This is a genomic window from Burkholderia anthina, assembly GCF_902498995.1.
GTDB classification, from domain to species: domain Bacteria; phylum Pseudomonadota; class Gammaproteobacteria; order Burkholderiales; family Burkholderiaceae; genus Burkholderia; species Burkholderia anthina.
Window position 1 is genome coordinate 90,131 of the sequence record NZ_CABVLY010000022.1, and the last position, 26,712, is coordinate 116,842.

Here is a 26,712-nt window from a genome sequence, read left to right on the forward strand (position 1 = left end):
TGCCTGCCTGTCGACCCGCTACGCCGCTGCCTGCGCACGGGTGTGATGGGTGGCGCCCGTGTCGAGCAGCGCGCGCAAGGTCACCCGATTGCCGTGCCCGGCCTCGCCTGGAGACGCCATGCACCGGGCGCGCGGTTCGTGGTCGTGGATGGTCGAACGCACGAGCGGATAGATATGCGAGTTCCAGCGGCGGCCGTTGAATACGCCGTAATGGCCCACGCCGGTCTGCACATGATGCGTCTTCATGTAAGGACGCAAGCCCGAGCAGAGTTCCTGGGCAACCACGGTCTGGCCGACCGAGCAGATGTCGTCCTTTTCGCCTTCGACCGTGAGCAGCGCGGTACGCCGTATCGCATGCGGCTCCACGCAGCGGTCGCCGATCTTGAGCTTGCCGAGCGGCAACGCATATTCCTGGAACACCGCGCTGACGGTCTCGAGATAGAACTCCGCGGTCAGATCGGTCGTGGCGAAGTATTCCTGGTAGAACGTGCGGATCGCATCGGCCTTGGCAGGGTCGCCCTTGGCGCGCTCGAATCGCATCTCGTCGAACGAGGCGATATGGCGCGACATGTTCATCGACATGAAGGCGCCGATTTGCATGAACCCCGGATAGACACGGCGCTGCGCGCCCGCAAAACCGCTGGGCACGACGCCCACGAGATTGTTCTCGAACCATTCGATCGGCTTGCTGTTGGCGAGATCATTGACCTTGGTGGGATTCACGCGGCAATCGATCGGGCCGGCCATCAGCGTCATGGTCGCGGGTTGCGCCGGGTCGTCGTCGGCTGCCATCAATGACACGGCCGCGAGCGCCGCGACGGTCGGCTGACATATGGCCACCAGATGCGAATCGGGGCCGATCCGGCGAATGAACGATATCAGATGCTCGACGTACTCGCTGAGGCCGAAGCGGCCCGCAGCCAGCGGAATATCCCGGGGATTGTGCCAATCGGTGATATAGACGTCGTGATCGGCGAGCATGGTCAGCAAGGTGCCGCGCAGCAACGTTGCGAAATGCCCCGACATCGGCGCGACGAGCAGCACGCGCGGCTGCGCGACTGCCGTGTCCTTGCGGAAATGCAGCAGCGAGCCGAACGGCGTGCGCTTGACGACTTCCTCGGTGACCGGCGTGCGCACGCCATCCACGTCCACCCAATCGATATCGAAGGGCGGCCGGCTATGCGTGAGTCCCGTGAGTTCGATCGACTCCCACCAGGCATCCAGAAAGCGCGCGTCGAGTCCGAACGCCAGCATGGGCCAGGTATTCGCCGCATAACGCGCCAGGGAGGCAGCGGTACGCCAGGGGCGCATCCAGTCCGCGGCGGCCTGATAGGCCGGATAGGCAAGCAAATTCATGGGCGCGGCTCCGATCGGGGTGGACGCCTCAACAAACACGCAAACAGCGTACCAGGTGCGCGCCTGGCATGACGCTTGCGCGTCGCAGGGGGGCACCGCGACGCGCGGCACGCGCACGCGCCGTGTGCCGTGCGAACCCGGCATTTCGACAGCGCAGCGGTTGAGCACCGCAACAGGGCGCGTCGTTTCGCGCGCTGCAAAATCGTGCGAAACGCCATGATTCGTGGTGCGCACTTCAGGACACGCACTTCGCTGGTGCGCGTCCGAATGCTTGCCTTTCGGGGTTCGCGCAATCCGTAATGGATCGCCGCGCCACTTTTCAGGAGCCGCGCATGAGCCAGACACTCGTCACTATGACCATCAGCAGTCGAAATTATTCGTCGTGGTCCATGCGCGGATGGCTGCTGGCCAAACTCGCCGGACTCGAATTTGACACGGTGGTCGTGCCGCTCGACGATGCCACCGCGCGCGCCGAATTGCTCCTGCTTTCGCCATCGATTCTCGTGCCCTGCCTTCGTCATGACGGCAATGAAGTCTGGGACACGCTGGCCATCTGCGAATATCTGAACGAGATTCGGCCGGATGCGCATCTGTTGCCTGCCGATCCCAAGGCCCGCGCGCATTGCCGCTCGGTCTGCGGAGAAATGCATTCGGGCTTCAGCGCCCTGCGCTCCGCGTTGCCGATGAATCTGCGCGGACATTTCCCCGATTTCCGGCTCTGGTCGCGTGCGCAGTACGACATCGAACGCATCGTGGCCATCTGGCGCGACTGCCTGAAAAAATACGGCGGCCTCTGGCTGTTCGGCGAAATCGGCGCGGCCGATGCGATGTATGCGCCCGTGGTCACGCGCTTGCTGACCTATGACGTGCCGATCGATCCGGATATCGCCGAATACTGCATGCGCGTGCTCAAGCAACCTTACGTGGCCGAATGGATCGTGGCGGCAAAGACCGAGACCGAAGAGATCGACGAGCTGGATATGGAATTCTGAGTGCCATGCAGGCTTCGGCGTCGCGGGTCAAGGCCGCTGCCGACGATCTGCTGCTCGATGAACCGGGCGAGCGGCGGTCGGCGGCTTCCGGTCGCGCCGGACACTATGCCGTTGCCCGGCGCGACCCGCGCGGGATTCGTTATTCGCGCGCGGCAACGAAGCATCACAGCAATCGGTATTTTGCGTGCGGCCGAGGTTGACTAAGATCAAACCCTCGGGCGGATGCCAGTATCGTCAACCGGTCCGCCCGTGCCCGGACCATGGACAACCGCACAGATTCCCCTCCGCTCATTGCGCTGCCGGAAAGCGAGCATCGCCCTCTTTCGGTGCGCGCGAAGGCGCTCGTGTTTGCCGATCCCGCGTCGCGGGCCGTACTGCGCTTCGTCGAGCAGATCGGGCCTAGCGTCGCGCCCGCGCTGATTCTCGGCGAGACGGGCACCGGCAAGGAGCTGGTCGCGCGCCATATCCACCATGTCAGCGGGCGCGCCGGCGCGTTCATCGCGGTCAACTGCGGCGCGATCAGCCAGCAGCTCGCGGAGAGCGAACTGTTCGGCCACGAGGCCGGTGCGTTCACCGGTGCGCAGGGGCGTCGCGCCGGCTATTTCGAGGAAGCGCACGGCGGCACGATCTTTCTCGACGAAATCGGCGATCTTGCGCCGCCGCTGCAGGCGAAGCTGCTGCGCGTGCTGCAGGAAGGCGAGGTGACGCGCGTGGGCGCGACGCGCGCGCGGCCGGTCGACGTCCGCGTCGTCGCGGCAACCAACGTCGATCTCGAGCAGGCCGTGCTGGCCGGCAATTTCCGGATGGACCTGTTCTACCGGATCAATCTCGCCCGCGTGCGGCTGCCGCCGCTGCGCGAGCGGCCGCAAGACATCCTGCCGCTCGCCGAGCATTTCCGCGGGCGCTATTGCGCGCAGCTGAAGCGGCCGCAGCCGATGCTGTCCGAGGGCACGGTCCAGGCGCTGCACGCGTATCCGTGGCCCGGCAATATCCGCGAGCTGGAAAACGTCATGCATCTCGCGCTGCTCGTGTCGAACGGCAACCTGATTCGCCCGGAGCACCTGAAGTTCTCCGAGGCGCTCGCCGGCTATGCGCGAGCCGACGCCGCCGCGACGACGCTGCCGCAGGACGACATCCGCGCGGGCGTGCGCCGCCTGTTTCGCGCGCCCGGCGAAAGCCTGCTGCGCGACATCGAGGAGCTGGTCGTCTGCGAGGCGTTCGAGCATTGCCGGTTCAGCCAGGTGCGCACGGCCGCGCTGCTCGGCGTCACGCGCAACACGATGCGGACATTGCTCGCGCGCCACGGGCTGCTCAGCGATCCGCGCCCGGAATCCGCGTTCGACGACTGACCTGCCGCGGGGATCGGCGGCGTTGCCCGCTCGCCGACCGGCACGTCACGGCAGGCTGGCGCCTGCCAGCAGCGTGCGCACGCGCGGCAATACGTGTTCGCCCACGCGCGCGGCTTCCTCCAGGTTCGGGTAGGACGACAGCAGGAAGGTTTCGATGCCGAGCGTCCGGTATTCGTGGACGCGCGCGGCGACCTGGTCGTAGCTGCCGACGATCGCGGTGCCCGCGCCGCCGCGAATCAGGCCGACGCCGGCCCACAGGTTGGGATACACCTCCAGCTCGCGCAACGAGCGCAGTGCGCTGCGGCTCAGCGCTGTCTGACGCTGCTGTCCGACCGATTCGTACGTGGCGAGCTTGCGCTGCGCGTCGACATAGGTCTGGTCGGAAATCTCGCTCAGCAACTCGTCGGCGCGCGCCCACGCGGCGCGTTCGGTCGGGCGGGCGATCACGTGCACGCGCAGCCCGAAGCGGATCCGGCGGCCATGCATCGCCGTCAGTGCGCGCAGTCGCGCGACGCGCTCGCGCACGGCGTCGGGTGGCTCGCCCCATAGCAGGTACGTATCGGCCTGGCTCGCGGCCACCTGCTCGGCGAGCGTCGACGCGCCGCCGAGATAAATCGCGGGCGGGTTCGCGAGCGGCACGCCGGCGTGCGCGGGGTTCAGCATGTAGTAATGCCCGGCGACCGAATGGCCGGCGCCCTGCCACAGGCGCCGCAGGACCCGCAGGTACTCGGACGTGCGCTGGTAGCGCGCGTCGTGCTCGAGAAAATCGCCGAGCGCGCGCTGCTCGTAAGCGCTCGACCCGTTCACCGCGAACAGGCGCAGGCGGGCGCCGCTCATGCGCTGCAGGGTGGCCGCCTTGCGCGCGATCTGTTCGGGCTGCTCGAGTCCTGGCCGGAACGTCACGATCAACGCGATGCGCTGCGTTGCGCGCGCGAGCTGCGCGCTGACGAGCCACGGATCCTCGAAGCCCGCGGCCATCGGCAGCAGCAGGCTGTCGAAGCCGGCGGTCTCGGCCGCCCGGGCGACGCCGCGCAGGTATTCGGGCGTGGCCGGCCGATAGTCCTGCAGGAAGGTCGGCGGGCGGGGCAGGCCGCTGTTGGCGAGATGCGGACCGTCGCCGTTGGTCGGCAGGAACCACGCGAAATCGACGCTCATGCGCCGCCTCGCCGGCGGTTGGCCCGATGCGCGACGCGTGCGCGGCGCACGTCGTCGAGCCCGACCGTGCGCCGGAGCAGCGCGCCGGCCGGCGGCGGCGCGAGGCCGCGCGCACGATACGCGTGTGCGACGGCCGCCGCCAGCGGCGGCGCGCTGGCGGGCACCAGCAACCCGTCGCACCACGGCGCCGCGAACGCGATCTCGCGCCGCTCCGTGACCGACCAGTAGACGGGCGGCCGCTGCGATGCGAGATCCGGCAAACGGGCGTGCTCGGCGCGATAGTAGGTGCCGCGATACTGCAGGGCGGAGTCGGCAGCCCACAGCGCGCGCAGCACCGACAGGAATTCGGCGCTGCGCGCGAGCCGCTGGTCGCGGTTCAGATGCATGGCCCGGTCGGTCGCGCCGATGTCCGGCGCGTCGGCTTCGCACGCGAGCAGCGCGCGCCCGCGGCTCAACGACTGCAGGCTTTGCGCGAGATGCGCGGCTGCGACGGGCAGCATCGCGCCGGCCTGAAGCGTCACCATCACGCGCAGCGCCGGCAGCGCATCGACCAGCGCTGCGGCCGCCATCCACGGATCGGGGCCGGCGGAATGCGCGGGCAGCAGCACGGCGTCGCAGCCGGCCGACATGCCGGCCTCGGCGATCGCGATCCAGTCGGCGGCCGGGTCGGGGCGCGTGTCGTCGCAGCGGGTGTCGAGCCGCAGCAGCAGACGCGGCGCGTTCATGCGGCGGCGTGGGCCGGCCGCCAGCCGAGCGCCGGCGCAATCGTTTCCGCAAGCGTGCGCAGCCGCGCCAGCGCGTCGTCGAGCGACGTGCTTTCCGATTGCACGACCGGCAGAAAATAATCGGCGAACGGGAACAGCGCCGGGTCGCCGCGCAGGCTGTCGATCACGTCGTCCGGATGCCCGTAATGCACGTTCAGCAGCCGCAGGATCTGCTCGGGATCGGTCACGTCGGGATGGCCGCTTGCCGCGAGCCACGGGATATGCCGCACGACGTCGGGCGCAAGCGCGGCGAGCGCGGCGCGCCGGTCGCGCGCGGGAAATACCGCGCGCACCACGCCGATGCGCGGCGCCGGCGCGTCGGCGTGCGCGCGTTCGCGCCACGCGTCGAGATAGGCGCGCGCGAGCGGCAATTGCACGGTTCGCGGATCGTGCACGGCGGTCCCGAGCAGCAGGCCATTGCCGTGCCGTGCCGCGAACCGCGCGCCGTCAGGCGACGCATGCGAATGCCACAGGCGGGTGCGTACGCCCGGCGCCGCCGGCTGCAGGACGAGCGGTGGCGCATCGGCGGCGGCGCGCGCGAGCGGGTGGCCCGCGAGCGCATCCTGCAGGCGTTCGAGCGCGGCCGCGAAGCGCGCCTGACGCGTGTCGACGTCGAGCCCGAACGCGGCGAACGCATCGAGATTCGCGCCGCCGCTGCCCAGGCCGAGTTGCAGGCGCCCGCCGGCCAGCGAGTCGAGTACCGCCGCATCTTCGGCGAGCCGCAGCGGGTCCTCGAGCGACAGCGTGACGATTCCCGTGCCGAGTTCGATGCGGCGTGTGCGTTGCGCGACGGCGGCCAGCAGCACGAGCGGCGACGGCAGCCGGCCGTATTCCGCGCGGAAATGGTGCTGCGCGACGAATCCGCCGTCGAAGCCGAGCTGTTCGGCCGCGACGAACAGCGTGTCGAGATCCGCGTAGACGCGGCGCGCGTCGCCGCTACCGTGGACGTGCGTGAGGAAGCCGAGCTTGAACGGCCGGCGCCCGGCCGGTGCGGGAGAGGACGATTGAGTCATGTCGGGATCGGATCGGAGGTGAGCGAAGCGGCTTCGGTGCCGGCGGCGGCCGGCGTCCAGCCGAGCGCCGGCGCGATCTCGCGGGCGACGGCTTCGAGCCGCCGCAGCGCGTCGCGATGCGAGGTGCCCGCCGTCTGCACCTGCACGACCAGTTCGGTCGCGTCGGCCAGCGCGGGATCGGTCTGTAGCGCGGCCGCGATGTCGGCGGGCGTGCCGCGTAGCACACCGAAGCGATCGAGCAGCGCGGGGAGGTCGGCTGGCGCGGGCGCCGGCGCGCCGCCGGCCGCGGCAAGCCGCGCGGCGTACCGCAGGATGTCGGGACCGAGCGCGGCTTCGACGCTGGCCGCGTCCGCGCCCGGCACGACCGCCCGCACGAGCGCGACACGGGGCGCGCCCGGATGGGCCCATGCGCGGCGATAGCGCGCCGTGAGCGCGGCTTCGCCGTCCTGTTCCGGACGCGTGCGCGCGACGATCAGCCCGTGACCGTTGCGCGCGACCGCCTCGGCATCGCCGGTCGCTTGCCAGAGACGCGCGGCCAGCGTGGGCGCGGGCGGTTGCAGCGTCGCCCCGGCGGGGCCGACCGGCGCGCCATCCAGCGCCTGGCGCAACGCCGCGAGCGCATCGGCCTGCAACGCCGCGCGCGCACCGAAATCGCGGCCGAACGCGGCGAACACGTCCGCCTCGAAGCCGGCGCCGACACCGAGCTGAAGGCGGCCATCCGCGAGCGTGTCGAGCACGGCCGCATCCTCCGCGACGCGCAACGCCGATTCGAGCGGCAGCACGATCACGCCGGTGCCGAGCGCGATGCGCCGCGTGCGGCGCGCGGCGGCGGCCAGCAGCACGAGCGGCGACGGCAGCCGGCCCGTTTCGCTGCCGAAATGGTGCTGCGCCACCCAGGCGCTGTCGAAGCCGAGCGCTTCCGCCGCTTCAATCAGCGCAAGCGTGTCGTGCAGCACGCGCGGCGACGAATCGGGTGCATAGACGCGCGTCAGCACGCCGAGACGGAACGGGCGCGTCATGCGGCACCTCCGCCGACCGGTGCGACCGTATCGCCGCGCAGCGACGACGGGCGCCGAAAGAAGGGCGGGCGCGGCAGGCCGAGCTGATCGCGCAGCGTCGGGCCTTCGTACTCGGTGCGGAACAGCCGGCGGCGCTGCAGTTCGGGCACGACGAGATCGACGAAGTCGTCGAGACCGCCGGGCACCCACGCGAACGCGACGTTGAACCCGTCGGCGCCATACGACAGGAACCATTCCTCGAAGCGGTCGGCGATGGTCTTCGGCGTGCCGGTGACGACGCCGGCGCTGGCAAAGCGCTCGTAGAGCTGGCGGATCGTCAGGTTCTCGCGGCGCGCGAGATCGACGATCAGCTGCTGCCGGCTCTTGCTGCGATTGCTCGGCGGCAGATCGGGCAACGGTCCGTCCAGCGGATAGCCGGACAGGTCGAAGTCCCCCGCGTTGTCGGCGAGCAGCCGCAGCCCGAGCACCGGATCGATCAGGTCCTGCAACGCACGCAGCTTGTCGCGCGCCTCGGCCTCGGTCGCGCCGACGATCGGCATCACGCCGGGCAGGATCTTCAGGTGCTCCGGCCGGCGGCCGTAACGCGCGACGCGGCCCTTGACGTCCGCATAGAACGCTTGCGCGTCGTCGAGCCGGTGCTGCGCCGTGAAGATCACCTCCGCGCAGCGTGCCGCGAGTTCGCGGCCGGCTTCCGACGAGCCGGCCTGCACGAGCACCGGATGGCCCTGCGGCGCGCGCGCGACGTTCAGCGGACCGCGCACGCTGAAGTGCGGCCCGCGATGATCGAGCACGTGCAGCTTGCGGTGATCGAAATGCAGGCCGGCGGCCTTGTCCTCGATGAACGCGTCGTCTTCCCAGCTGTCCCAGAGCCCCGCCACGACGCGCTGGAACTCGTCGGCGCGCGCGTAGCGATCGGCGTGCGCGAGGTGCGGCGTCGCGCCGAAGTTCGCCGCTTCGTCGGGCACGACCGACGTGACGAGATTCCACCCCGCGCGGCCGCCGCTCAGGTGGTCGAGCGACGCGAACTTGCGGGCGATGTGGTAAGGCGCGTTGTAGGTCGTCGTCGCGGTCGCGATCAGGCCGATGCGGTGCGTGACGGCCGCCAGCGCGGCGAGCAGCGTGAGCGGCTCGAACGTATCGGCGCGCGCGCTGCGGCGCAGCGAGTCGACGTGGCTGCCCTGCGTCGCGACCACGTCCGCGACGAACAGCGCATCGAGCTTGCCGCGCTCGGCCGTCTGCGCCATCCGGCGAAAATGCGCGAAGTCGCGGTTGCCGTTCGGCTGCGCGAGCGGATGGCGCCAGCCGACGACATGGCTGCCGCCGCCGTTCAGCATCGCGTTGAGTTTCAGGGTGTCGGTGCGGCGCGTCATCCGGCGAGCCTCCTCAGTACGTGTAGGTCACGCGCACGCCGACGGTGCGCGGCTGCCCCGCGGCGGCGACGTTCGTGCCGGGCAGGAAGAAGTTCTTCGTCAGGTCGTACTGGCGGTTGAACAGGTTGCGCGCCCACAGCGCGACGTCCCAATGCCGGTCGGGCGACGTGACGGTCAGGCTCGCGTTGACGAGCCAGTAACTGTCGACCGTGTAGTCCGGGCCGAGCAGCAGCAATTGCGAATACGCGTCGCGGTAGCTGTAGTTCGTCTCCGCGCGCAGCCGGTAGCCGCCCGCGAGCCAGCTGTACGCGACCTGTCCGCCATAGCTCAGGCGCGGGAAGCTGAGCGCGGTGCCGTTGTAGTCGGTGAACACGTTGTGGCCGCTGGCCGCCGACGCCTGCGTGTTGTACGTGACGAACGGCGACGTGTACTTGCCGCTCTTGTAGCCCACGTACTGCGAAATCTCGAGCCCGCGCACCGGCTGCCATTTCAGGTCGGTCTCGAAGCCGTCGATGCGCGATTTCGGCGCATTCACGAACGTGCCGATCAGCGATTGGGAGTTCGGGTCGAAGGTGGCCGACAGCACCTGCTGGTCGCGGTAGTCGTAATGGAACGCCGATACGTTCCAGCGCAGCGAGCGCGTGAGGTCGCTCTTGAAGCCCACTTCGTACGCGGTCAGCGATTCGGGCTTGAACGGCGCGAGCGCATTCGAATTGCCGGTGTTGTGCGCGGTGAACCCGCCCGACTTGTAGCCGCGGCTCACGGTCGTATACAGCATCGTCGCAGGCGCGAGGTCGAACTCGAGTCCGACCTTGCCGGATGTGCCGTTGGACGTCAGCGACTGGTTCGCGTCGCCGCCCTGGAAGCCCGCGAACGGCGTGAACGACGGCGTCAGCATGCCCGACGCGAAGCCGCGCAGCTCGCGCTTCTCGTGTTCCTGGCGCACGCCGACGATGCCGCGCAGGCGTTTCGTGATGTCGTAGGTCGCCTGGCCGTAGACGCCGAGCGTATCGACCGACTGCCGGTAGCGCGTCAGCGCGATGAAGCCGAGCCGGTCGCTGAAGTCGGAATAGAACTTCTCGTCGAGATCGTCGTGCGAGTAGAACAGGCCGGTGACCCAGCGCAGCCGCGTGTCGCCGCGCGACGACGCGCGCAGTTCCTGCGTGACTTCGTTGACGGTGTCGTCGAAGTACTCGTCGGAGTCGTGGTATTGCGTCGCGTCCCAGTCCGAATATTCGCGGCGGTGCAGGTAGTTGTACGCGGTAATGCTCTTCAGTTCGACCGGGCCGAGATTCCACGTCGCGGTCAGGTCCACGCCGCCGTTCACGTTGTTCCGTCCCGGCTTCGCGTCGGTCGACAGGCCCGTCACGCGCGAAAACGCGGGGCTCACGCCCCAGCCGGTCTTCGTGTGATCGGCATCGGCCGGGATCACCTCGCCGGTCTTGGCCGACGTGTACGGCGTAAACAGGTAGAGCCCCGTGTTGTCGGACTTGTCGAAACCGCCGTGCGCGCCGACATGCAGCTTGAAGTCGCGCGTGACGTCCCAGTCGAGCTGCCCGCGCGCGGCGGCGCTGTCGTGGTTGCCGAGCGTCTGGTTGGTCGCGCGGTCGTTCTGCCACGCGCCGAAGTCCTGCGTCGTGAACGCGAAGCGGCCGCGCACGCGGTCGCTCAGCGGTCCCGACACATAGCCCTCGGTCGTCAGCAGGTTGTGCGAGCCGTATTCGACGCTCGCGCCGGCCTCGAAGTCGCGGGTCGGCTGGTTCGTGATGAAGTTCACCGTGCCGCCCGTCGTGTTGCGGCCGTACAGCGTGCCCTGCGGGCCGCGCAGCACCTCGACGCGCGCGATGTCGAACAGTTGCCCCTGGGTCTGGATCGGCAGCGCGTACGCGACGTCGTCCACGTTGATGCCGACCGTCGATGCGTTGTTCGACGTGTAGTCGTTGAAGCCGACCCCGCGAATCCGGAACTGCGGCTGGCCGCCGCCGAACGCGGGCTCCACCTCGACGCTCGCGGTCGCGTGCTGCAGGTCGTTGACGGTCCCGACGTTCAGCGTCTTCAGGTCGCTGCCCGAGAGAACCGACACCGACGTGCCGACGCGCTGGGCGGATTGCCGCCGCCGCTGGGCCGTGACGATGACGTCCTTGAGCTGGGCTTCCGCGACCGGCGCGCCGGCGTTCGCCTGCGCCGCGCCGGACGGCGGGGTGGCCGACGCGGCCGGCGCAGCCGCGGACGCCGACGCGGCGACCGGTGCCGCGCTCGCGGCCGGCTGTTGCTGCGCATGCAGCGCCGGCGCGGCGGCCAGTAGTGCCGACGCGCCGATGGTGGCGCTCAACATCGTGTATTTCATCCGTATATCCCCAAAGCGAAGCGTTGTTATGCGTGTGGTCCGGCGCGGCGCCGCGCATCCGGTCGATGGCGCCGCGGATCGGCAGTGCGTGAGCCGGTGCTTCGCAACAGGCGTGCCAATGGGCGCCCGGGCCCGCCCCGCAACGGTTTGCGCCGAATGCGGCGGCCGAATGAGCCGGGGCGCGTGCACGCGTAGCAGTCGTTTTGCTGGAAATACAGCAGCGTCGTCGCGCGGCGCGCGGTGTGCTGCTTTTGCTCCATCTCGCTGGAAATCCAGCACGCCGCGCGCGGCGTCATGGGCGCACAGGCCGGCAGGACGGCGATGGCATGGTGCTTGCTCTCGACGGAGGCCATGCATCTGTCCACGAGGATCTTCATGAACGCTTTCACGTCCGCCGACACGTCCGCCCGCGCGTCGTCCCCGCTTTCCTCCCGGCCGCCCGCGAGCCGCATCGCCGACGACGCGCATGCGCTCGAAATCGCGCGCCGTCTCGCCGACGAACTGTCGCGCGACGCGGCGCTGCGCGACCGCGAGCGCCGCCTGCCGTTCGCGGAGCTCGACCTGTTCTCGGGCAGCGGGCTGTGGGGCATCACGGTGCCGCGCGCGTTCGGCGGCGCGGATGTGTCGCTGGCGACGCTCGGCGAGGTGGTGCGGACCATCGCGCAGGCGGATCCGTCGATCGGCCAGTTGCCGAAGAATCACTTCCATGCGCTCGACGTGATCCGGCTGACCGGCAACGACGCACAACGCCGCAAGTTCTTCGATCTCGTGCTCGACGGTGCACGGATCGGCCATGCGGCGTCCGAGCGCGGCACGAAGAACGCGCTCGAGATCGGCACGCGGCTCTCGCGGCGCGGCGGGCGGCTCGTGCTCGACGGCCAGAAGTTCTATTCGACCGGCGCGCTGTTTGCCGACTGGATCGCGGTGCTCGCGCTCGACGACGACGGCCGCTACGTGCAGGCGCTGGTCGAGCGCGACCGGCCGGGGCTCGAGATCGTCGACGACTGGAGCGGCTTCGGGCAGCGCACGACGGCGAGCGGCACGCTGACGCTGTCGGGTGTCGAGGTCGACGAGCAGGACGTGGTGTCGATCCAGGCCGCGTTCGAGCGGCCGACCCTCGCCGGGCCCGTGTCGCAATACCTGCACGCGAACATCGACGTCGGCATCGCGCGCGCGGCGCTGGCCGACACGCTCGAGTTCGTGCGCACGCGCAGCCGGCCGTGGGCCGACAGCGGCATCGCGCGCGCGTCGGACGATCCGTACGTGATCCGCGACGTCGCGGACGTGCAGATTCGCCTGCTCGCGACCGAAGCGCTGCTCGAACGCGCGGCCGCGACGCTCGACGCGCTGCCGGTCGAACTCGACGATGCGCAGGTGGCGCACGCTTCGGTGCAGGTCGCGGCCGCGAAAGTGCTGAGCACCGAGCTGGCGATCCTCGCGACCAACAAGCTGTTCGAACTGTCGGGCACGCGCTCGGTGCTGAGCGAATACAACCTCGATCGCCACTGGCGCAATGCGCGCACCCACACGCTGCACGACCCGGTGCGCTGGAAATATCACGCGATCGGCAACTACGTGCTCAATCACGTCAATCCGCCACGCCACGGCTATCTGTGATGAACGACACGCTTTCGCATCCTTCGCCGGTCGCGCCGAAGGACCCGGCGCGGCGCCGCTATGCGCTCGCCGCCGCCTGGGTGGCTGCCGGATTCGGCAGCGCGGCCCGCGCTTTCGCGGCGGACGCCGCCGCGGCGCCGGTGCGCGGCGGCACGCTGTCGCTGTTCGCGCAGCCGGAGCCGCCGTCGCTCGTCAACGCGCTGACGCCGCACGTCGCGTCGCAATACGTCGGCGGCAAGATCTTTCAGGGGCTGCTCGGCTTCGACCCGCAACTGCGCGTGGTGCCGGTGCTCGCGCGCAGCTGGCATGCGTCGGCCGACGGGCTGAACTACACGTTCGAGCTGCAGCCGGGCGTGCGCTGGCACGATGGGCAGCCGTTCGGCGCGCGCGACGTGGTCGTCACGCTGAGCGAAATCGCGCCGCAGGCGCTGCCGCGCACGAAGGTGACGTTCGACAAGTACGTCGCGTCGATCGAGGCGAGCGGCCCGCTGCAGGTGACGATCCGCCTGAAGAAGCCGTATGCGGGGCTGATCAACCTGCTCGGCAGCGGGCTGCTGCCGATCCTGCCGGCGCACCTGTACCAGGGCAAGGACCCGCGGAACAATCCGGCGAACCAGCATCCGGTCGGCACCGGGCCGTTCGTGTTCGGCGAATGGAAACGCGGCGCGTATATCCGCCTCGCGCGCAACCCGGATTACTGGAAAAAGGGCTTGCCGCATCTCGACGGGATCGTATTCAACATCGTGCCCGACGCGGCGGCGCGCTCGATCGCGTTCGAACGCGGACAGATCCATGCGCTGCGTGCGGGCGACGTCGACTACTCGGACATCGCGCGGCTCGCGAAGCTGCCGGGCGTCGCCCTCACGACGCAGGGCTGGGAACTGTTCACGGGGATGGCCTTTCTCGAGCTGAACCAGCGCAAGCCGCCGTTCGACAACGTGCTCGTGCGGCAGGCGGTGCTGCATGCGCTCGATCGCCAGTTCATCGTCGACCGGATCTTCTTCGGCTACGGCAAGGTCGCGAACGGGCCGTTCGTGTCGTCGTCGCCGTTCTACGATCCGAACGTGCCGCGCTTCGCGTACGACCCGGAGCGGGCGCGCGCGCTGATCCGGCAATCGGGTGTCGACGTCGGCCGGTTTCCGCTCGTGCTGATCAACGGCGAGAAGGGCGGTGCGTGGGAGCGCGTCGCCGAATACACGCAGCAGGCGCTCGGCCAGGCCGGCTTCCGGCTGCGCGTGCAGACGACCGATGCGGCCGGCTGGTATGCGCGCGTCGCGAACTGGGATTTCGACCTGAGCTACAACTTCCTGTTCCAGAACGCGGACCCGGATTTCGGCGTCGCGCCGCTGTACCGGATCGACGGCATCTCGAAGGGTTCGCCGTTCGGCAACGTCGAGGGCTACCGCAACCCGAAGGCCGACGCGCTGTGGGACGCGGCTGCGCTCGACACCGATCCGGCCGCGCGCCGCGCGCGCTATGCGCAGCTCCAGACCCTGCTCGCGAACGACGCGGCGATCGCCAACATCTTCGAGATGGTCAACCCGACGGTGTACCGGCGCAACGTCCACAACCTGCTGCGCACGGCCACCAGCGTGAACGACAGCCTCGAGGACACATGGATCGGATGATGCGATGAACATGGCGCTGCGCTTGACGTCGACGGTGCTCCGGGGCCTTGCGGTCGTGCTCGGCGTGCTGGTCGTCAACTTCTTCCTGGTCCGGCTCGCGCCGGGAGACCCCGCGCTCATGCTCGCCGGCGACGCGGGCTCGGGCGACGCCGCGTACGTCGAGCGGCTGCGCGCGCAGCTCGGGTTGAGCCGGCCGCTCGTCGAGCAGTTCGCGCTGTATCTGCGCGATCTCGCGCACGTCGATTTCGGCTTCTCGTACCGCAACCAGCTGCCGGTGCTGCAGCTCGTCGCCGAGCGTCTGCCCGCGACGCTGCTGCTGATGGCCGCGGCGTTCGTCGTGTCCGTCGTCGCCGGCGTGACGGCGGGCGCGGTGGCCGCGTACGGCGAGTCACGCGGCGGCGCGTGGGCGCGCCGCGTGGCGCGCGCGATCGGCGCGCTGGCGGTGATCGTCTATGCGACGCCGCTGTTCTGGCTGTCGCTGATGAGCGTGATCGCATTTTCGGTGGTGCTCGGCTGGCTGCCGTCCTTCGGCATGGAGAGCGTCGGCGCCGGCTATACGGGGTGGCGTCACGCGCTCGACGTGGCCGCGCACCTGGTGCTGCCGGCCGCGACGCTCGGGCTCGTGTACGGCGCGATCTACGTGCAGCTCACGCGCGCCGCGATGCTGGAAGTGATCGAACGCGAATTCGTGCGAACCGCACGGGCGAAAGGCGCGTCCGAGCCGCGCGTCATGATCCGCCACGTGCTGCGCAATGCGCTGTTGCCGGTCGTCACGCTCGGCGGGCTGCAGCTCGGGCAGCTCGCGGGCGGCGCGCTCGTCACCGAGATCGTGTTCGCGTGGCCGGGGCTCGGCGGGCTGATGTACGACGCGCTGCTGCAACGCGACTATCCGGTGCTGCTCGGGCTGCTGGCCGTGGTCGCGGCGCTCGTGGTGATGTTCAATGCGTTGACGGATCTGCTGTACGGCATCGTCGATCCGCGCGTCGCAGGGCGGGAGGTGCGATGACGGGGCGCTTCCTGCGGGGTTTCGCGCGCACGCCCGGTGCCGCCGCCGGTTCGCTTTTTCTCGTGGTCGTCGCGCTCGTGGCGCTCACCGCGCCCGTATGGCTGCCGTCGCCATGGCGCATGGCGGCCGAGCCGTTGCTGCGGCCGCTGCTGCACGCCGGCCACCCGCTCGGCACCGACATGCTCGGGCGCGACGTGCTGGTGGGACTGCTGTGGAGCGCGCGCGTGTCGCTGTTCGTGGGGCTCGCGGCGACCGCCGCGACCTTCGCGCTCGGCGTGTCGGTCGGCGCGCTCGCGGGCTGGTGCGGCGGCTGGATCGACAGGGCGCTGATGGCGCTCACGACGCTGTTCCAGACCGTGCCGCAATTCGCGGTCGCCGTCACGATCGCGGCGGTGCTCGGCGCGTCGCTCGAATCGACGATCGTCGCGATCGCCGCCGTGTCGTGGCCGGCGATCGCGCGGCTCGTGCGCGGCGAGTTCATCGGGCTGGCGCGCCGGGAGTTCGTGCTGGCGGCGCGGCTCGCCGGCGAGTCGCCGGCCGCGCTCGTGTGGCGTCAGATCCTGCCGCACGTGTGGCCGCCGCTCGCCGTGCTGGCCGCGCTGATGGTCGCAACCGCGATCCTCACCGAGTCGGCGCTGTCGTTTCTCGGGCTCGGCGATCCGTCCCAGATGAGCTGGGGTTTCATGATCGGCGCGGCGCGCAACGTGATGCGCGACGCGTGGTGGCTGAGCATCTGGCCGGGGCTCGCGATCGTCGTCACCGCGCTCGCGATCAATCGCGTCGGCGAAGGGTTGCGCCACGCATCGGCGATTGCGGAGCGGGTGCGATGAGCGGCGTGCCGCTGCTGTCGATCGAGGGACTCACGCTTGCGTTGCCGGCCGGCGCCGAGCGTCGCGACGCGGTGCGCGACGTGTCGCTGACGATCGCGCCCGGCGAGGTGCTGTGCGTGGTCGGCGCGTCCGGGTCGGGCAAGTCGCTGCTCGCGGCCGCGATCGCCGGCCTGCTGCCGCGCGGCGTGCGGCACGCGGGCGGACGCATCGCGCTGCGCGGCCGGGACCTCGCGCATTGCAGCGACGCCGAGTGGCGTGCGGTTCGCGGGCGCGACGTATCGATGATCTTCCAGGAGCCGCTCGCCGCGCTGAATCCGCTGATGACGGTCGGCGCGCAGGTCGACGAGGTGCTGCGTGTCCATCGCGCGCCGGGCGGGCATCGCGAGAGGGCGGCGCGCGTGACGGCGCTGTTGCGCGACGTCGGCCTGCCGGAGCCGGATCGGCTGCGCCATGCGTATCCCGACGCGCTGTCGGGCGGCCAGCGCCAGCGTGTGCTGATCGCGATGGCGCTCGCGCTCGAACCGGCGCTACTGATCGCGGACGAACCGACCACCGCGCTCGATGTCACCACGCAGGCGCGCATTCTGGCGCTGCTCGAGCAAGCGGCCCGTACGAAGCGGTCCGGCGTGCTGCTGATCACGCACGACTTCGGCGTGGTCGCGCGCGTCGCCGATCGCGTCGTGGTGCTGCGCGATGGCGAACAGGTCGAGAGCGGCCGCGCGGCCGATGTGCTGCGCGCGCCGCGTCATCCCTATACGCGCGCGCTGCTCGATGCCGTGCCGCACGGCCGCGTCGAGCCGCGCGTCGTCATCCGCAGCGGCGTGCCGCTGCTGGCGGTGCAGGGGCTGCATAAGCGCCACGCGCCGCGTCGCGCATGGCCGTTCCTGCGGGCCCGCGGCCGGGGCGGCGTCGATGCGCTGATCGACGTCGGCTTCACGCTGCATGCCGGCGAGACGCTCGGCATCGTCGGCGAATCGGGTTCCGGGAAGTCGACGCTCGCGCGCGCACTGGTGCGGCTCGCGCGGGTGGATGCGGGCCGCATCGTGTTGCACGGCGAGCACGATTTCGCGCGCCTGCCCGAACGGGCGCTGCGGCCGCTGCGCCGCGACATCCAGATGGTGTTCCAGGATCCGTATGCGTCATTGAACGCACGTCAGACGATCGCGCAGATCGTCGCGACCGGTCCGATCGCGCAGGGTGTCGGCCGGGCTGCCGCGTATCGGCTCGCGGCCGACCTGCTTGCGCAGGTCGGGTTGCCGATGGATGCGCTCGACCGGTATCCGCACGCATTCTCCGGCGGGCAGCGGCAACGCATCGGCCTGGCGCGAGCGCTCGCGCTCGACCCGTCGATCCTCGTGGCCGACGAAATGGTGTCGGGGCTCGACGTGTCGGTGCAGGCACAGGTGCTCGAACTGCTCGCGTCGGTGCAGCGGAAGCGCGCGATGGCGATCGTATTCATCACGCACGACCTGCGCGTGGCCGCGCAGATCTGCGACCGGATCGCGGTGATGCGGGCAGGGCGCATCGTCGAACTGGGCGATACCGCGCAGGTGTTCGGCGCGGCGCGCCATCCGTACACGCGCGCGTTGCTTGACGCGATGCCGGTGTTGCCGGCGCGCGTGCCTGCGGCCGGGACGCAGGATGCGGCACGGCGCGCTCATCGAATCAACGAGGAACAATCATGACGCACGTTTCGAACGTCGCGGCCGCCAAGTCGGCCGTCGTGGCCGGCGTGCCGGTCGAGGTGCGCGCGGGGCGCACGCTGAGCGTCGCGCATCGCGCGGCGCCGCCGGATTCGCCGCATGCGGACACCGTGCTGTTCTTCGCGCACGGCGGCGGCGGCAACAAGAACCAGTGGCGCGATCAGTGGCGAACGTTCGCCGATGCGGGCTACGGGCTCGTGGCATGGGATTTTCTCGGCCACGGCGACAGTCCGCGGCCGTCTGCGGGCAGCGGCGCATACCACGGCGGCGAAACGCTGCGCGATTATCTCGCGCTGTTCGACCGCTTCAAGGGCACGCACAACGTGCTCGTCGCCCATTCGCTCGGCACGGGCAGCACGCTTGAACTGCTCGCGCGGCTGGCGGCCCTCGGGCGGCTGCGCGAAGCGAGCGGCGCGCTGCTGCTCGGCACGCAACTCGCGCGCCCCGTGGCGCGGCCGCCGGCGCTGCCGGGCTGGCTGCTCGAATGGATCAAGCCCGTGTTCGCACGGCGCTTCCGGCGGCTCGCGTGGCATCCGCAGGCCGATCGGGCGCTCGTCGCGTACGAATCGCGCATCGCGCGCCGCAACCGGATGACGACGTTTCAGGCCGTGGTGCGCGATGCGCCATGGCCCGATTCGACTCGTCTGTCGGCGCTCGACTTGCCGGTCGCCGTGCTGGCCGGCGACACCGACGGCCTGACGCCGCCCGCCGGCGGACGCGCGCTCGCCGATGCGTTGCCGAATGCGTCGTTCGACGTGCTGCCTGCCTGCGGCCATCAACTGATGCTCGAGCGGCCGGATGCGGTCAGTGCCGCATTGCGTGCCCTGCTCGAACGCACCGTTCATGCGGCGCCCGTGCGATGAGCGCCCACCGAAGCACCATCAAACAGCCGGCCCGGCATCCGGGCGACGGTTCGTGAGGAGGCAGTCGATGTCCGAAGCCGGATCTTCGCTGGATCAGCGTGATCATTTTGTCTACGTGTCCGCCACGGACCCGCTCACCCGGCCGCTCTTCGACGAGCTGGCGCACGAGTACAGCAGCCGCTACGCGGCCTATATTCCCGAAGAGGAACTCGGCAGGGAACTGGTGCGCTATCCGGTCGAAGCGTTTGCGCCGCCTCAAGGCGCGTTCCTGCTGCTGCTGAGGGAAGGGCGGGCCATCGCCGGCGGCGCCTTCATGCGTCATCACACCCCGGCCACGGCGGAGTTCAAGCGTATCTGGGTCAGTCGCGCGCATCGCCGTCAGGGGCTCGCGCGGCGCGTGCTGGTCGAGCTCGAGGCGCAGGCTGCCCGGCAAGGCTATACGCGCGTCCATCTGGGAACCGGGCCGCGGCAACCCGAAGCGGTGGGCCTTTACCGGTCCTCCGGCTATACGCTGCTGTCGTCGCACGATTTCGGCGAGGACGCGCCGCCCGGCGTCCTGTTCGAGAAATATCTGTTGCCGGTTCGGCGCGCCGGCAGCCCGGATTGAATCGATGATTCGCGACGAGCCGCACGCGCCCGTGCACGATGATCTCGAGAAACCGGTCGTCCTGGGCCGGCCTTCGGGCCTGGACGGAGGGCGGGTGCGCCGGCGCGATGCCCACGGCCGTTCGAGTGACGCGAGCGCGAGCACCAGTGCCAGTGCCAGTGCCAGTGCGGACATCGTGCTGGGCATCTGCGTCGCGATGGGCTTCACCACGCTCCTCGATCAGGCGATTTTCACGCTGGCGGTGCCGACGCTCAGGAGCGAACTGCATGCGTCGACCGCCGAAATACAGCTGATCACGTCGGTCTATTCCATTGCGTTCGGCATCGCGCTCGTCCCGGCAGGCCGGCTTGGCGACGTGATCGGGCGCCGCCTGCTGTTTCTGGCCGGGCTTGCGATGTTTTCAGGTTTCAGCGTGCTGGGCGGACTGGCGGATGATGCGCGCACGGTGATCGTCGCGCGCGTGCTGCAAGGGCTCGGCGCGGGGATGATCAATACGCAGATATTCGGCTTGATCCAGGATCTGTTCAACGGCGCGGCGCAAGCCAGGGCGCTGGGGCGATACGCGTCGGCTGGCGGTTTGTCGGGGCTCGTCGGCCCGATTCTCGGCGGGCTGATTCTTGCATCGGTTTCGCCGGATCTCGGCTGGCGGCTGCTGTTCCTCGTCAATGCTCCGTTCGGCATGGTCGTGTTCTATCTGGCGCTTCGGCATCTGCCGCGCCGCCGGTTGTCGGATGCCCGGTTTTCGATCGATCTGGTCGGCTTGATCCTGCTCTCGGTGGTCACGCTCGCGCTCATGCTCGCCACGTTGGTCGGAAGCGCCGGACTGCCGCCGCGACGCGTCTGTCTCGCGGTTTCGATTGCCGGGCTGCTGATGTTTCTTGCCTGGGAGAAGGCATATCAGCGTCGCGGCGGAACGCCGATTCTGTCCCGCGCCCTTGTCGGTTCGAGCGGATATGTCTTCGGCACGTTCGTTGCCATGTGCCAGTTTGCGGCGGGCGTGACGCTCGGGATGGTCAGTGCATTGTTCTTTCTCGACGGCCTGCATCTCGATCCGCTGCTTTTTGCCGCGCTGTCGATTCCCGCCGCGCTGGCGTCGATCGCATCGAGCATGTGGAGCTGGCGATTCGTCGGGCGCTTCGGCCGCGCCGGGACGGTGTGCGCCATCGCGTGCTATGCGCTCGCGGTCGCCGCGCAGGGTCTGGCGACCGAATACTTCGAGGTTCGCTGGATCGTGTTCGCGTATCCCGCGATCGTCTTGCTGCAGGGGTTCGCCGGCGGCCTGATCCATGCACCGAACCAGGCCATGACGCTCGCGGAGATCGGCCCGGACGGAGGGCGCGGGCTGGCCGCGGGGTTTCTGCAGTTGTCGCAGCGGCTCGCTTGCTCGATCGGCATGTCGTGGGGAACCGGCGTATTCCTGGTGCAGGCATCGTCTTCGGCCGGGTTGACGGCATACCGGAGTGCGTTCGTCGAAGTGTTGACGCCGATCCTGCTGTTGGTGGCCGGCGCGTTTGCGGCGGCATGTGCCGACTGGATGAGCAAGCATTGTCGGCGTCCGACGGCGTGACTTGCATGGCGGGTCGTGTTTTGCCGTGCGGTCTCGGCTTGACGATACGTCATCCTGATTATGTGTATCCGTGTGCATAACGATTTCGAAAATGCTTGGTTTGCGCGTGAATGGTTAACGCGCAATATGGTGCGACGCGATACGCAGCAATCGACGTGTCGAACGAATCAACCGATCCTGGCAAATCAGAGGCAGATGACTCGAAGCATCTGGCGTATCCGTGACTGACGAAGTAATCGACACATCCCCGCTCGACCCGCTCGCGCTACCCATGTTCGACGAGTTGTCGGTCGAATATTCCACGCGCTACCAGGACTTCCGCCCGGTGTCCGCGGAAGTCGTGCGTGACGAACTCCTTACGTATCCGGCGGCGCTGTTTGCGCCACCCGACGGCGCTTTCGTCCTGATTCGACGAGGTGACGAAGTCGTGGGCGGCGGGGCATTTCAACGCTACGACGAAACGACGGCCGAACTCAAGCGCATCTGGGCGCATTCCGGCGTTCGTCGGCAAGGCGTCGCGCGTCGCGTGGTGGCCGAGCTCGAATTCCGTGCGTTGACGCAGGGATACCGGCGGGTTTATCTCACGACCGGATTTCGTCAACCGGAGGCGGCGGCGCTCTATCTCGGCGCCGGCTATGAACCGCTATACGATCCGGCGATCGCACCGGAAGTGCATTGGCGGCTGCCTTTTGGAAAGGATCTGCTCGAGCCGGGCCGTATCGATCATCTACAGGATCTGAAGCCGGACGGGCCGTTAGGCCGGCCGTTCGGCGCATGACGCATGAACACTTTCACGGGATACGAAAAAATGAATCGTCGTCGCGGAATCGGCCTGGCATTGTCCGGTGCGTTTGCCGTTGTGGTCATGGGCATTGCCGGCGCCGCGCAGTCGGCGACGTCGTTCAACCTGAGTCCCGATCAGCATGATCGCCCGCGCGTCACGCCGGACGCGGCGGCGATCAAATTGATCCCGGAGAACTTCGGCTTCGCCGAAAAGGGCGTGTTGACCGTCGGAATCGCCGTGGCATTTCCGCCGATTAGTGCCTACGCGACGGATGCGAAAACGATCGTCGGCGCCGATCCGGATCTCGCCCAACTGGTTGCGGACGAACTCGGCCTGAAGCTCAAGCTCGTGCCGCTCGCATGGGCGGACTGGCCGCTCGCCGTGGCGTCCGGCAAAGTGGACGCGGTGTTGTCGAACGTGACCGTGACCGAGGCGCGCAAGCAGAAGTTCGACTTCTCGACCTATCGCCGTGACGTGCTGGGTTTCTACGTCGCGCAGAACAGCGCCATCAAGCAGATTCGCGAGCCCCGGGATATCGCCGGGCTGCGCGTCATCGGCGATTCCGGAACCAATCAGGAAAAGATACTGCTGGCCTGGGACAAGGAAAACGTCGCACATGGGCTGAAGCCGATTCACGTGCTGTATTACGAGGACCCGTCGGTGCGGACGCTGGCGCTCGTATCGGGCCGCGCCGACGCGATTTTCAGCGTCAATGCCGCGCTGGTTTACCAGGCGAGTCAGGGTGTGAAGATCAGGCAGGTCGGCACGGTCAGCGGCGGGTGGCCTCGCACTGCCGAGGTTGCCGTCACCACGCGCAAGGGCGGCGGGCTGGCCGCGCCCATTACCTATGCGATCAACGACCTGATCCGGAACGGCAAGTATCTTCAGGTGCTGGGCCGCTGGAATCTCGACAGCGAGGCGATCACGAAGGCGTCGACGAATCCTCCGGGGCTGCCCGATCTCTGATCGGGTGTCGAGCGGCCGACACGCGGCCGCCACCCGGAAACAGCTTGTCAAACAATACGGACTACTACTAAAAGGCAGCGGGTAGCGTGCCTTCAATCGGCAAAGGGCGGAGAAATCATGCGGCACACACGGGGCGAAGGGGTTTCGCCGAAGACGCGCAGGACGGTGATATCGGTGGCGGTCGCGGCAGGCGTTTTTCACGGAGCGGCCTGGGCACAGGAAGCGGGGGCGGGGGACGGCGCGGCTTCGGTCGCGGCGCCCGCCGGTAATGCGGCCGCACCGGCATCGTCGGGTTCGGCCGCACAGGACGGCAAGGTACAGGTTCAGGACCGGGTGGTGATCACGGGTTCGCGCACGGAAACGCGTGCGAGCAAGAGCCTGACGCCGATCGACGTGATCGGCGGCGATCAATTGCGTGCGACGGGGCAAACCAACCTGCGCGACGCCTTGGTGAAGCTTTCGCCGTCGATCACGAGGACTTCCTACTCCGGCGACGCGGGCGTATTGACCGACACGTTGTCGCTTCATGGCCTCACGCCCGACCACGTGCTCGTGCTGGTGAATGGCAAGCGGCGCCATACGACGGCCAACATCACGCTCGACCCGGGCCTGAACCAGGGCTCGACCGGCGTGGATATCGATACCATTCCGGTCGGCCTGATCGACCATATCGAAGTCCTGCGCGACGGTGCATCCGCGCAGTACGGCTCGGATGCGATCGCGGGCGTGATCAACATCATCCTGAAGCGCAATGCGCACGGCGGCGAGCTTGCCACGACCAACGGGCAGACGTATTCCGGCGACGGTTTCAAGACGAGCGAGTCGGCCACGATCGGCCTGAATATCGCCGACAAGGGCTTCCTCGACCTGAGTGCCGGATTCGACCGGCAGAACCATACCATCCGCACCGGGCCTGACGATTATTTCGGGCGCTTTCCGCAGGGGCAGGGCTACTACAACCCTATCCTGGGCGACCCGGCCAGTTCGCGCGAAACGGTGGGCTTCAATGCCGGGTACTACCTTGGCGACGATGTCGAACTCTACGGGTTCGGCACCTATGCCCACCGGAACGGCGATGCGTACCAGAACTATCGTCCGCCTTTCGTGTTGCCCCAGGTCTACCCGAACGGGTTCGTGCCGGTCGAAACGATCAACGAGAACGATTACTCGGTGACGGCCGGGATCAAGGGAAAGAACCTGTTCGGCTGGGCATGGGATCTGAGCACGACCTACGGCGGGGACTACAGCGTGTTCGGGATGCGCAATTCCGCCAACACCGGGCTGTACGCAGCGTCGGGGTATACGCCGTCCGCCTTTCATCTGTCGACCGTCAGCAATACCCAGCTGACGAACAACCTGGACCTGTCGCGGGCGTTCAATGTCCCGCTGCTGCCCGCGCCGCTGAACGTCGCGGTGGGCGTCGAGCAACGGCGCGAAACCTATACGATCCGCAATGGCGAGGAGGCGTCGTGGATCTACGGCGGCTCCGCCGCGTTGCCGGGCCTGGCGCCCGTCAGCGCGAGCGACATCTCGCGCAACGTGATCGGCACGTACATCGATCTGTCGACCTACCTGACGCCGAAATGGCAGGTGGATCTGGCGGGCCGGTACGAGCACTACAACGACGTCGGCGACACCACCAACGGCAAGATTTCCACCCGCTACCAGTTCTCGCCGGCCATAGCGGTTCGCGGCAGCGTCAGCTCCGGCTTTCGCGCGCCGTCGCTGGCTCAGGAGTCCTATACGAGTGTGACCACGTCGCCGGCGTCCGTGGGCGGCATTCTGGCCACGACGTCGTCCGGGGCGCGACTGATCGGTGCGCAGGCGCTGAAGCCCGAAGCGTCGACCAGCTACAACTTCGGCGTGGTGCTCAATCCGGTGCGCAACCTGCAACTGACGATCGATGCGTACCAGATCAATATCCGCAACCGGATCGTCCTCGGCGGAACCGCGTCGGGCGCGGCGGCCATCGCCGCGCTCGAAGGGGCCGGGCTGACGGTTCCGGGATCGGTGCCCGCGTCGGCGGTCAGTGCGAGCTATTTCACCAACGGCGCCAATACGCGAACGCGAGGGATCGATCTGGCGGGGACCTACCACACCGGTTTCGGCCGGTACGGCCAGGTCGACTGGGACTTCGGGGTGAACCTGAACACGACCTCGGTCACGCACGTGGCGAACGGATCGAACGGCAAGCCGTCGCTGAACGCGCAGCAGATCGCGTCGCTGTCCACCACGACGCCGAAGAACAAGATCATCGTCGGCGGGACGTGGCGGCTCGACAAGTGGGCAGTCACGCTCCACGAGACGCGTTACGGGAAGACGTCCGGAGAAGCGACCTACATCATCGGACCGAACGCGTTCTCGACCTCGCAGTTCGTTCATTTCGAGGAGGCCGCGCGGTATGTCACCGACGTCGAAGTGCGCTACGACGTGACCAAGAAGTTCCAGATCGCGGCCGGCGCACAGAACCTGTTCGACGTCCGCCCGAGCAAGTTGCCGTATGAGGCGCAACTGGAGGGCATCCAGTACAGCGGCGGCAGCACGATCGGCGTCAATGGCGGCTTCTATTATCTGCGGGCGCGCTATCTGTTCTGATCGATCGGCCATATTCATAGCAGAAATGACCGTAACGGGCAGATGATCCGTTATCCATAATGAATGATCTGCCCGGCGTTTTCCGCTGTATCGGCACCCGCCTCAGCGGGTTGTCCGTCCTACAAGGTTGAGCTGCATGTCTTATTCCCTTTCGATTCTCGATAAAAGCCCGATTGCAGAAGGGGCGACCGCGCACGATGCGTTGCGCTTCACGATCGCGCTTGCGAAGCGTGCCGAAGCGCTCGGCTACAAGCGCTACTGGATTGCGGAACACCATGGCGCGCCAGGCCTTGCGAGCTCGGCACCGGAGATCGTCGTGTCGCATGTGCTTGCGCATACGTCCCGGATTCGCGTGGGTTCGGGTGGCGTGATGCTTCAGCATTACAGCCCTTACAAAGTCGCCGAATCGTTCCGGACGCTGGCTTCGCTCGCGCCGGGACGCGTCGACCTGGGCGTCGGCAAGGCGCCCGGCGGGCTGCCGCTCACGACCAGGGCATTGCAATGGTTTCACGACAAGGCGAAGAAGCCCGACTTCGCCGGGCAACTCGCCGAACTCGATGCGTTTCTCGGCGACGGCGTCGCACCGGATCACCCGCTGGCCGGTGCGGTGGCGTTGCCCGCACCGCCGGAATCGCCTCAGCGCATTCTGCTGGGCGGCAGTCCGGAAAGCGCCGAACTGGCTGCCCGGCACGACTGGCAGTTCTGCTACGCGGGCCACTTCAACGGCGACATCGGCAATATCGAAAGGTCGCTCGACGTCTACCGCAGCGCGACGGGCCGCGTGCCGCTGCTCGCACTGTTCGCGGTCGCCGCGCAATCGTCGGAGGACGCGAAACGCCAGGTGGGGGCACTGAGAATCTTCAAGCTGCGATTCGGGAACGGGCAGAGCGTCAATCTGCAGAGCCCGGAGGCGGCGGCCGAATTCGCGCGCCAGATCGGCGTGACCGACTATCGGATCGACGAGCTGCATCCGCAGGTCGTGGCGGGTACGCCGGAAGCGGTGCGCCGGGAGCTGGACGCGCTGCATGAGCGCTTCGGAATCGACGAGTTCGTCATCGACAACCCGGTGGCGGACTACGCCAGGCGCCTCGCGTCGATCGAGGCGCTGGCAGGTGTCGAGCAGCCGGTCGGCGTCTGATGGCGCCGGGTTCTTTTTTCCTCTTCAGCCCGCGGATTCGAAC

22 protein-coding genes are annotated in these 26,712 nt (G+C 68.4%); 14 read left to right on the plus strand and 8 right to left on the minus strand.

Features of this window, described 5'->3' with window-relative positions; all coding sequences use genetic code 11:
- Positions 1-18 precede the first annotated feature (18 nt).
- Positions 19-1,356 carry a polyhydroxyalkanoate depolymerase gene (locus BME24068_RS25480; protein ID WP_174927809.1) on the minus strand — a complete coding sequence of 446 codons (1,338 nt, stop codon included), beginning with the start codon at positions 1,354-1,356 and terminating at the stop codon, positions 19-21.
- Positions 1,357-1,688: 332 nt separating this feature from the next.
- Between BME24068_RS25480 and BME24068_RS25485 the strand changes: the two genes are divergently transcribed.
- Both BME24068_RS25485 and BME24068_RS25490 read left to right on the plus strand, forming a co-directional pair.
- Positions 1,689-2,348 carry a glutathione S-transferase family protein gene (locus BME24068_RS25485; RefSeq protein WP_174927775.1) on the plus strand — a complete coding sequence of 220 codons (660 nt, stop codon included), beginning with the start codon at positions 1,689-1,691 and terminating at the stop codon, positions 2,346-2,348.
- A 260-nt stretch (positions 2,349-2,608) separates the two neighbouring features.
- Positions 2,609-3,697, plus strand: coding sequence for a sigma-54 interaction domain-containing protein (locus tag BME24068_RS25490; RefSeq protein ID WP_096505969.1), 1,089 nt, complete (start codon positions 2,609-2,611; stop codon positions 3,695-3,697).
- 45 nt (positions 3,698-3,742) lie between these two features.
- On the opposite strand, the gene BME24068_RS25495 is transcribed toward BME24068_RS25490, so the two are convergent.
- Genes BME24068_RS25495 through BME24068_RS25525 form a run of 7 tightly spaced genes read right to left on the minus strand, consistent with a single transcriptional unit; the run spans position 3,743 to position 11,742 of the window.
- Entirely contained in the window at positions 3,743-4,852 is a 1,110-nt protein-coding gene (locus tag BME24068_RS25495; RefSeq protein ID WP_096505971.1) for an LLM class flavin-dependent oxidoreductase, read from the minus strand.
- Complete coding sequence (locus BME24068_RS25500) at positions 4,849-5,577, minus strand: LLM class flavin-dependent oxidoreductase (protein WP_096505973.1); 729 nt, start codon at positions 5,575-5,577, stop codon at positions 4,849-4,851. Before BME24068_RS25500 ends, BME24068_RS25495 begins: the two co-directional genes overlap by 4 nt.
- Positions 5,574-6,629 carry an LLM class flavin-dependent oxidoreductase gene (locus BME24068_RS25505; protein WP_096505975.1) on the minus strand — a complete coding sequence of 352 codons (1,056 nt, stop codon included), beginning with the start codon at positions 6,627-6,629 and terminating at the stop codon, positions 5,574-5,576. The genes BME24068_RS25500 and BME24068_RS25505 overlap by 4 nt, the downstream gene beginning before the upstream one ends.
- A complete protein-coding gene (locus tag BME24068_RS25510) occupies positions 6,626-7,648 on the minus strand; it encodes an LLM class flavin-dependent oxidoreductase (RefSeq protein ID WP_174927776.1) in 1,023 nt (340 codons plus the stop codon). Before BME24068_RS25510 ends, BME24068_RS25505 begins: the two co-directional genes overlap by 4 nt.
- Complete coding sequence (locus BME24068_RS25515) at positions 7,645-9,018, minus strand: LLM class flavin-dependent oxidoreductase (RefSeq protein WP_096505979.1); 1,374 nt, start codon at positions 9,016-9,018, stop codon at positions 7,645-7,647. The genes BME24068_RS25510 and BME24068_RS25515 overlap by 4 nt, the downstream gene beginning before the upstream one ends.
- A gap of 13 nt (positions 9,019-9,031) precedes the next feature.
- Positions 9,032-11,365 (minus strand): TonB-dependent receptor, encoded by a 2,334-nt coding sequence (locus BME24068_RS25520; protein ID WP_096505981.1) that lies wholly within the window; start codon positions 11,363-11,365, stop codon positions 9,032-9,034.
- Positions 11,366-11,391: 26 nt separating this feature from the next.
- On the minus strand, positions 11,392-11,742 hold the full coding sequence (locus BME24068_RS25525; RefSeq protein WP_143331689.1) for a hypothetical protein: 351 nt from the start codon (positions 11,740-11,742) through the stop codon (positions 11,392-11,394).
- Between BME24068_RS25525 and BME24068_RS25530 the strand changes: the two genes are divergently transcribed.
- From BME24068_RS25530 to BME24068_RS25585, 12 genes are all read left to right on the plus strand, one after another.
- Positions 11,741-12,982 carry an SfnB family sulfur acquisition oxidoreductase gene (locus tag BME24068_RS25530; protein ID WP_096506107.1) on the plus strand — a complete coding sequence of 414 codons (1,242 nt, stop codon included), beginning with the start codon at positions 11,741-11,743 and terminating at the stop codon, positions 12,980-12,982. The genes BME24068_RS25525 and BME24068_RS25530 overlap by 2 nt on opposite strands.
- Positions 12,982-14,610, plus strand: coding sequence for an ABC transporter substrate-binding protein (locus BME24068_RS25535; RefSeq protein ID WP_239008018.1), 1,629 nt, complete (start codon positions 12,982-12,984; stop codon positions 14,608-14,610). Before BME24068_RS25530 ends, BME24068_RS25535 begins: the two co-directional genes overlap by 1 nt.
- Before the next feature lie 4 nt (positions 14,611-14,614).
- Positions 14,615-15,616 carry an ABC transporter permease gene (locus BME24068_RS25540; protein ID WP_174927777.1) on the plus strand — a complete coding sequence of 334 codons (1,002 nt, stop codon included), beginning with the start codon at positions 14,615-14,617 and terminating at the stop codon, positions 15,614-15,616.
- Positions 15,613-16,446, plus strand: a complete 834-nt coding sequence (locus BME24068_RS25545) for an ABC transporter permease (protein WP_174927778.1) — start codon at positions 15,613-15,615, stop codon at positions 16,444-16,446. Before BME24068_RS25540 ends, BME24068_RS25545 begins: the two co-directional genes overlap by 4 nt.
- Positions 16,443-18,131 (plus strand): dipeptide ABC transporter ATP-binding protein, encoded by a 1,689-nt coding sequence (locus BME24068_RS25550; protein ID WP_174927779.1) that lies wholly within the window; start codon positions 16,443-16,445, stop codon positions 18,129-18,131. The genes BME24068_RS25545 and BME24068_RS25550 overlap by 4 nt, the downstream gene beginning before the upstream one ends.
- A complete protein-coding gene (locus tag BME24068_RS25555) occupies positions 18,128-19,012 on the plus strand; it encodes an alpha/beta fold hydrolase (RefSeq protein WP_174927780.1) in 885 nt (294 codons plus the stop codon). The genes BME24068_RS25550 and BME24068_RS25555 overlap by 4 nt, the downstream gene beginning before the upstream one ends.
- Before the next feature lie 67 nt (positions 19,013-19,079).
- Entirely contained in the window at positions 19,080-19,619 is a 540-nt protein-coding gene (locus BME24068_RS25560; RefSeq protein ID WP_174927781.1) for a GNAT family N-acetyltransferase, read from the plus strand.
- A 4-nt stretch (positions 19,620-19,623) separates the two neighbouring features.
- On the plus strand, positions 19,624-21,186 hold the full coding sequence (locus tag BME24068_RS25565) for an MFS transporter (RefSeq protein WP_174927782.1): 1,563 nt from the start codon (positions 19,624-19,626) through the stop codon (positions 21,184-21,186).
- 220 nt (positions 21,187-21,406) lie between these two features.
- Complete coding sequence (locus tag BME24068_RS25570) at positions 21,407-21,964, plus strand: GNAT family N-acetyltransferase (RefSeq protein ID WP_174927783.1); 558 nt, start codon at positions 21,407-21,409, stop codon at positions 21,962-21,964.
- Positions 21,965-21,994: 30 nt separating this feature from the next.
- The gene (locus BME24068_RS25575; RefSeq protein ID WP_096505999.1) at positions 21,995-22,936 is read left to right on the plus strand and encodes an ABC transporter substrate-binding protein; all 942 of its coding nucleotides are present in this window, start codon (positions 21,995-21,997) and stop codon (positions 22,934-22,936) included.
- Between the two features lie 117 nt (positions 22,937-23,053).
- Entirely contained in the window at positions 23,054-25,531 is a 2,478-nt protein-coding gene (locus tag BME24068_RS25580; protein WP_174927784.1) for a TonB-dependent receptor plug domain-containing protein, read from the plus strand.
- A gap of 136 nt (positions 25,532-25,667) precedes the next feature.
- The gene (locus BME24068_RS25585) at positions 25,668-26,669 is read left to right on the plus strand and encodes an LLM class flavin-dependent oxidoreductase (protein ID WP_096506003.1); all 1,002 of its coding nucleotides are present in this window, start codon (positions 25,668-25,670) and stop codon (positions 26,667-26,669) included.
- Positions 26,670-26,712 lie beyond the last annotated feature (43 nt).

What these genes read in the sequence shown, in the direction of transcription:
- BME24068_RS25560 (WP_174927781.1), top strand. Translation starts at nt 19,080, where the DNA reads ATGTCCGAAGCCGGATCTTCGCTGGATCAGCGTGATCATTTTGTCTAC.
- BME24068_RS25585 (WP_096506003.1), top strand. Translation starts at nt 25,668, where the DNA reads ATGTCTTATTCCCTTTCGATTCTCGATAAAAGCCCGATTGCAGAAGGG.
- BME24068_RS25510 (WP_174927776.1), bottom strand. Translation starts at nt 7,648, where the DNA reads ATGACGCGCCCGTTCCGTCTCGGCGTGCTGACGCGCGTCTATGCACCC.
- BME24068_RS25535 (WP_239008018.1), top strand. Translation starts at nt 12,982, where the DNA reads ATGAACGACACGCTTTCGCATCCTTCGCCGGTCGCGCCGAAGGACCCG.
- BME24068_RS25555 (WP_174927780.1), top strand. Translation starts at nt 18,128, where the DNA reads ATGACGCACGTTTCGAACGTCGCGGCCGCCAAGTCGGCCGTCGTGGCC.
- BME24068_RS25520 (WP_096505981.1), bottom strand. Translation starts at nt 11,365, where the DNA reads ATGAAATACACGATGTTGAGCGCCACCATCGGCGCGTCGGCACTACTG.
- BME24068_RS25490 (WP_096505969.1), top strand. Translation starts at nt 2,609, where the DNA reads ATGGACAACCGCACAGATTCCCCTCCGCTCATTGCGCTGCCGGAAAGC.
- BME24068_RS25495 (WP_096505971.1), bottom strand. Translation starts at nt 4,852, where the DNA reads ATGAGCGTCGATTTCGCGTGGTTCCTGCCGACCAACGGCGACGGTCCG.
- BME24068_RS25575 (WP_096505999.1), top strand. Translation starts at nt 21,995, where the DNA reads ATGAATCGTCGTCGCGGAATCGGCCTGGCATTGTCCGGTGCGTTTGCC.
- BME24068_RS25515 (WP_096505979.1), bottom strand. Translation starts at nt 9,018, where the DNA reads ATGACGCGCCGCACCGACACCCTGAAACTCAACGCGATGCTGAACGGC.
- BME24068_RS25580 (WP_174927784.1), top strand. Translation starts at nt 23,054, where the DNA reads ATGCGGCACACACGGGGCGAAGGGGTTTCGCCGAAGACGCGCAGGACG.
- BME24068_RS25480 (WP_174927809.1), bottom strand. Translation starts at nt 1,356, where the DNA reads ATGAATTTGCTTGCCTATCCGGCCTATCAGGCCGCCGCGGACTGGATG.
- BME24068_RS25485 (WP_174927775.1), top strand. Translation starts at nt 1,689, where the DNA reads ATGAGCCAGACACTCGTCACTATGACCATCAGCAGTCGAAATTATTCG.
- BME24068_RS25525 (WP_143331689.1), bottom strand. Translation starts at nt 11,742, where the DNA reads ATGAAGATCCTCGTGGACAGATGCATGGCCTCCGTCGAGAGCAAGCAC.
- BME24068_RS25565 (WP_174927782.1), top strand. Translation starts at nt 19,624, where the DNA reads ATGATTCGCGACGAGCCGCACGCGCCCGTGCACGATGATCTCGAGAAA.
- BME24068_RS25545 (WP_174927778.1), top strand. Translation starts at nt 15,613, where the DNA reads ATGACGGGGCGCTTCCTGCGGGGTTTCGCGCGCACGCCCGGTGCCGCC.
- BME24068_RS25500 (WP_096505973.1), bottom strand. Translation starts at nt 5,577, where the DNA reads ATGAACGCGCCGCGTCTGCTGCTGCGGCTCGACACCCGCTGCGACGAC.
- BME24068_RS25540 (WP_174927777.1), top strand. Translation starts at nt 14,615, where the DNA reads ATGAACATGGCGCTGCGCTTGACGTCGACGGTGCTCCGGGGCCTTGCG.
- BME24068_RS25505 (WP_096505975.1), bottom strand. Translation starts at nt 6,629, where the DNA reads ATGACTCAATCGTCCTCTCCCGCACCGGCCGGGCGCCGGCCGTTCAAG.
- BME24068_RS25530 (WP_096506107.1), top strand. Translation starts at nt 11,741, where the DNA reads ATGAACGCTTTCACGTCCGCCGACACGTCCGCCCGCGCGTCGTCCCCG.
- BME24068_RS25550 (WP_174927779.1), top strand. Translation starts at nt 16,443, where the DNA reads ATGAGCGGCGTGCCGCTGCTGTCGATCGAGGGACTCACGCTTGCGTTG.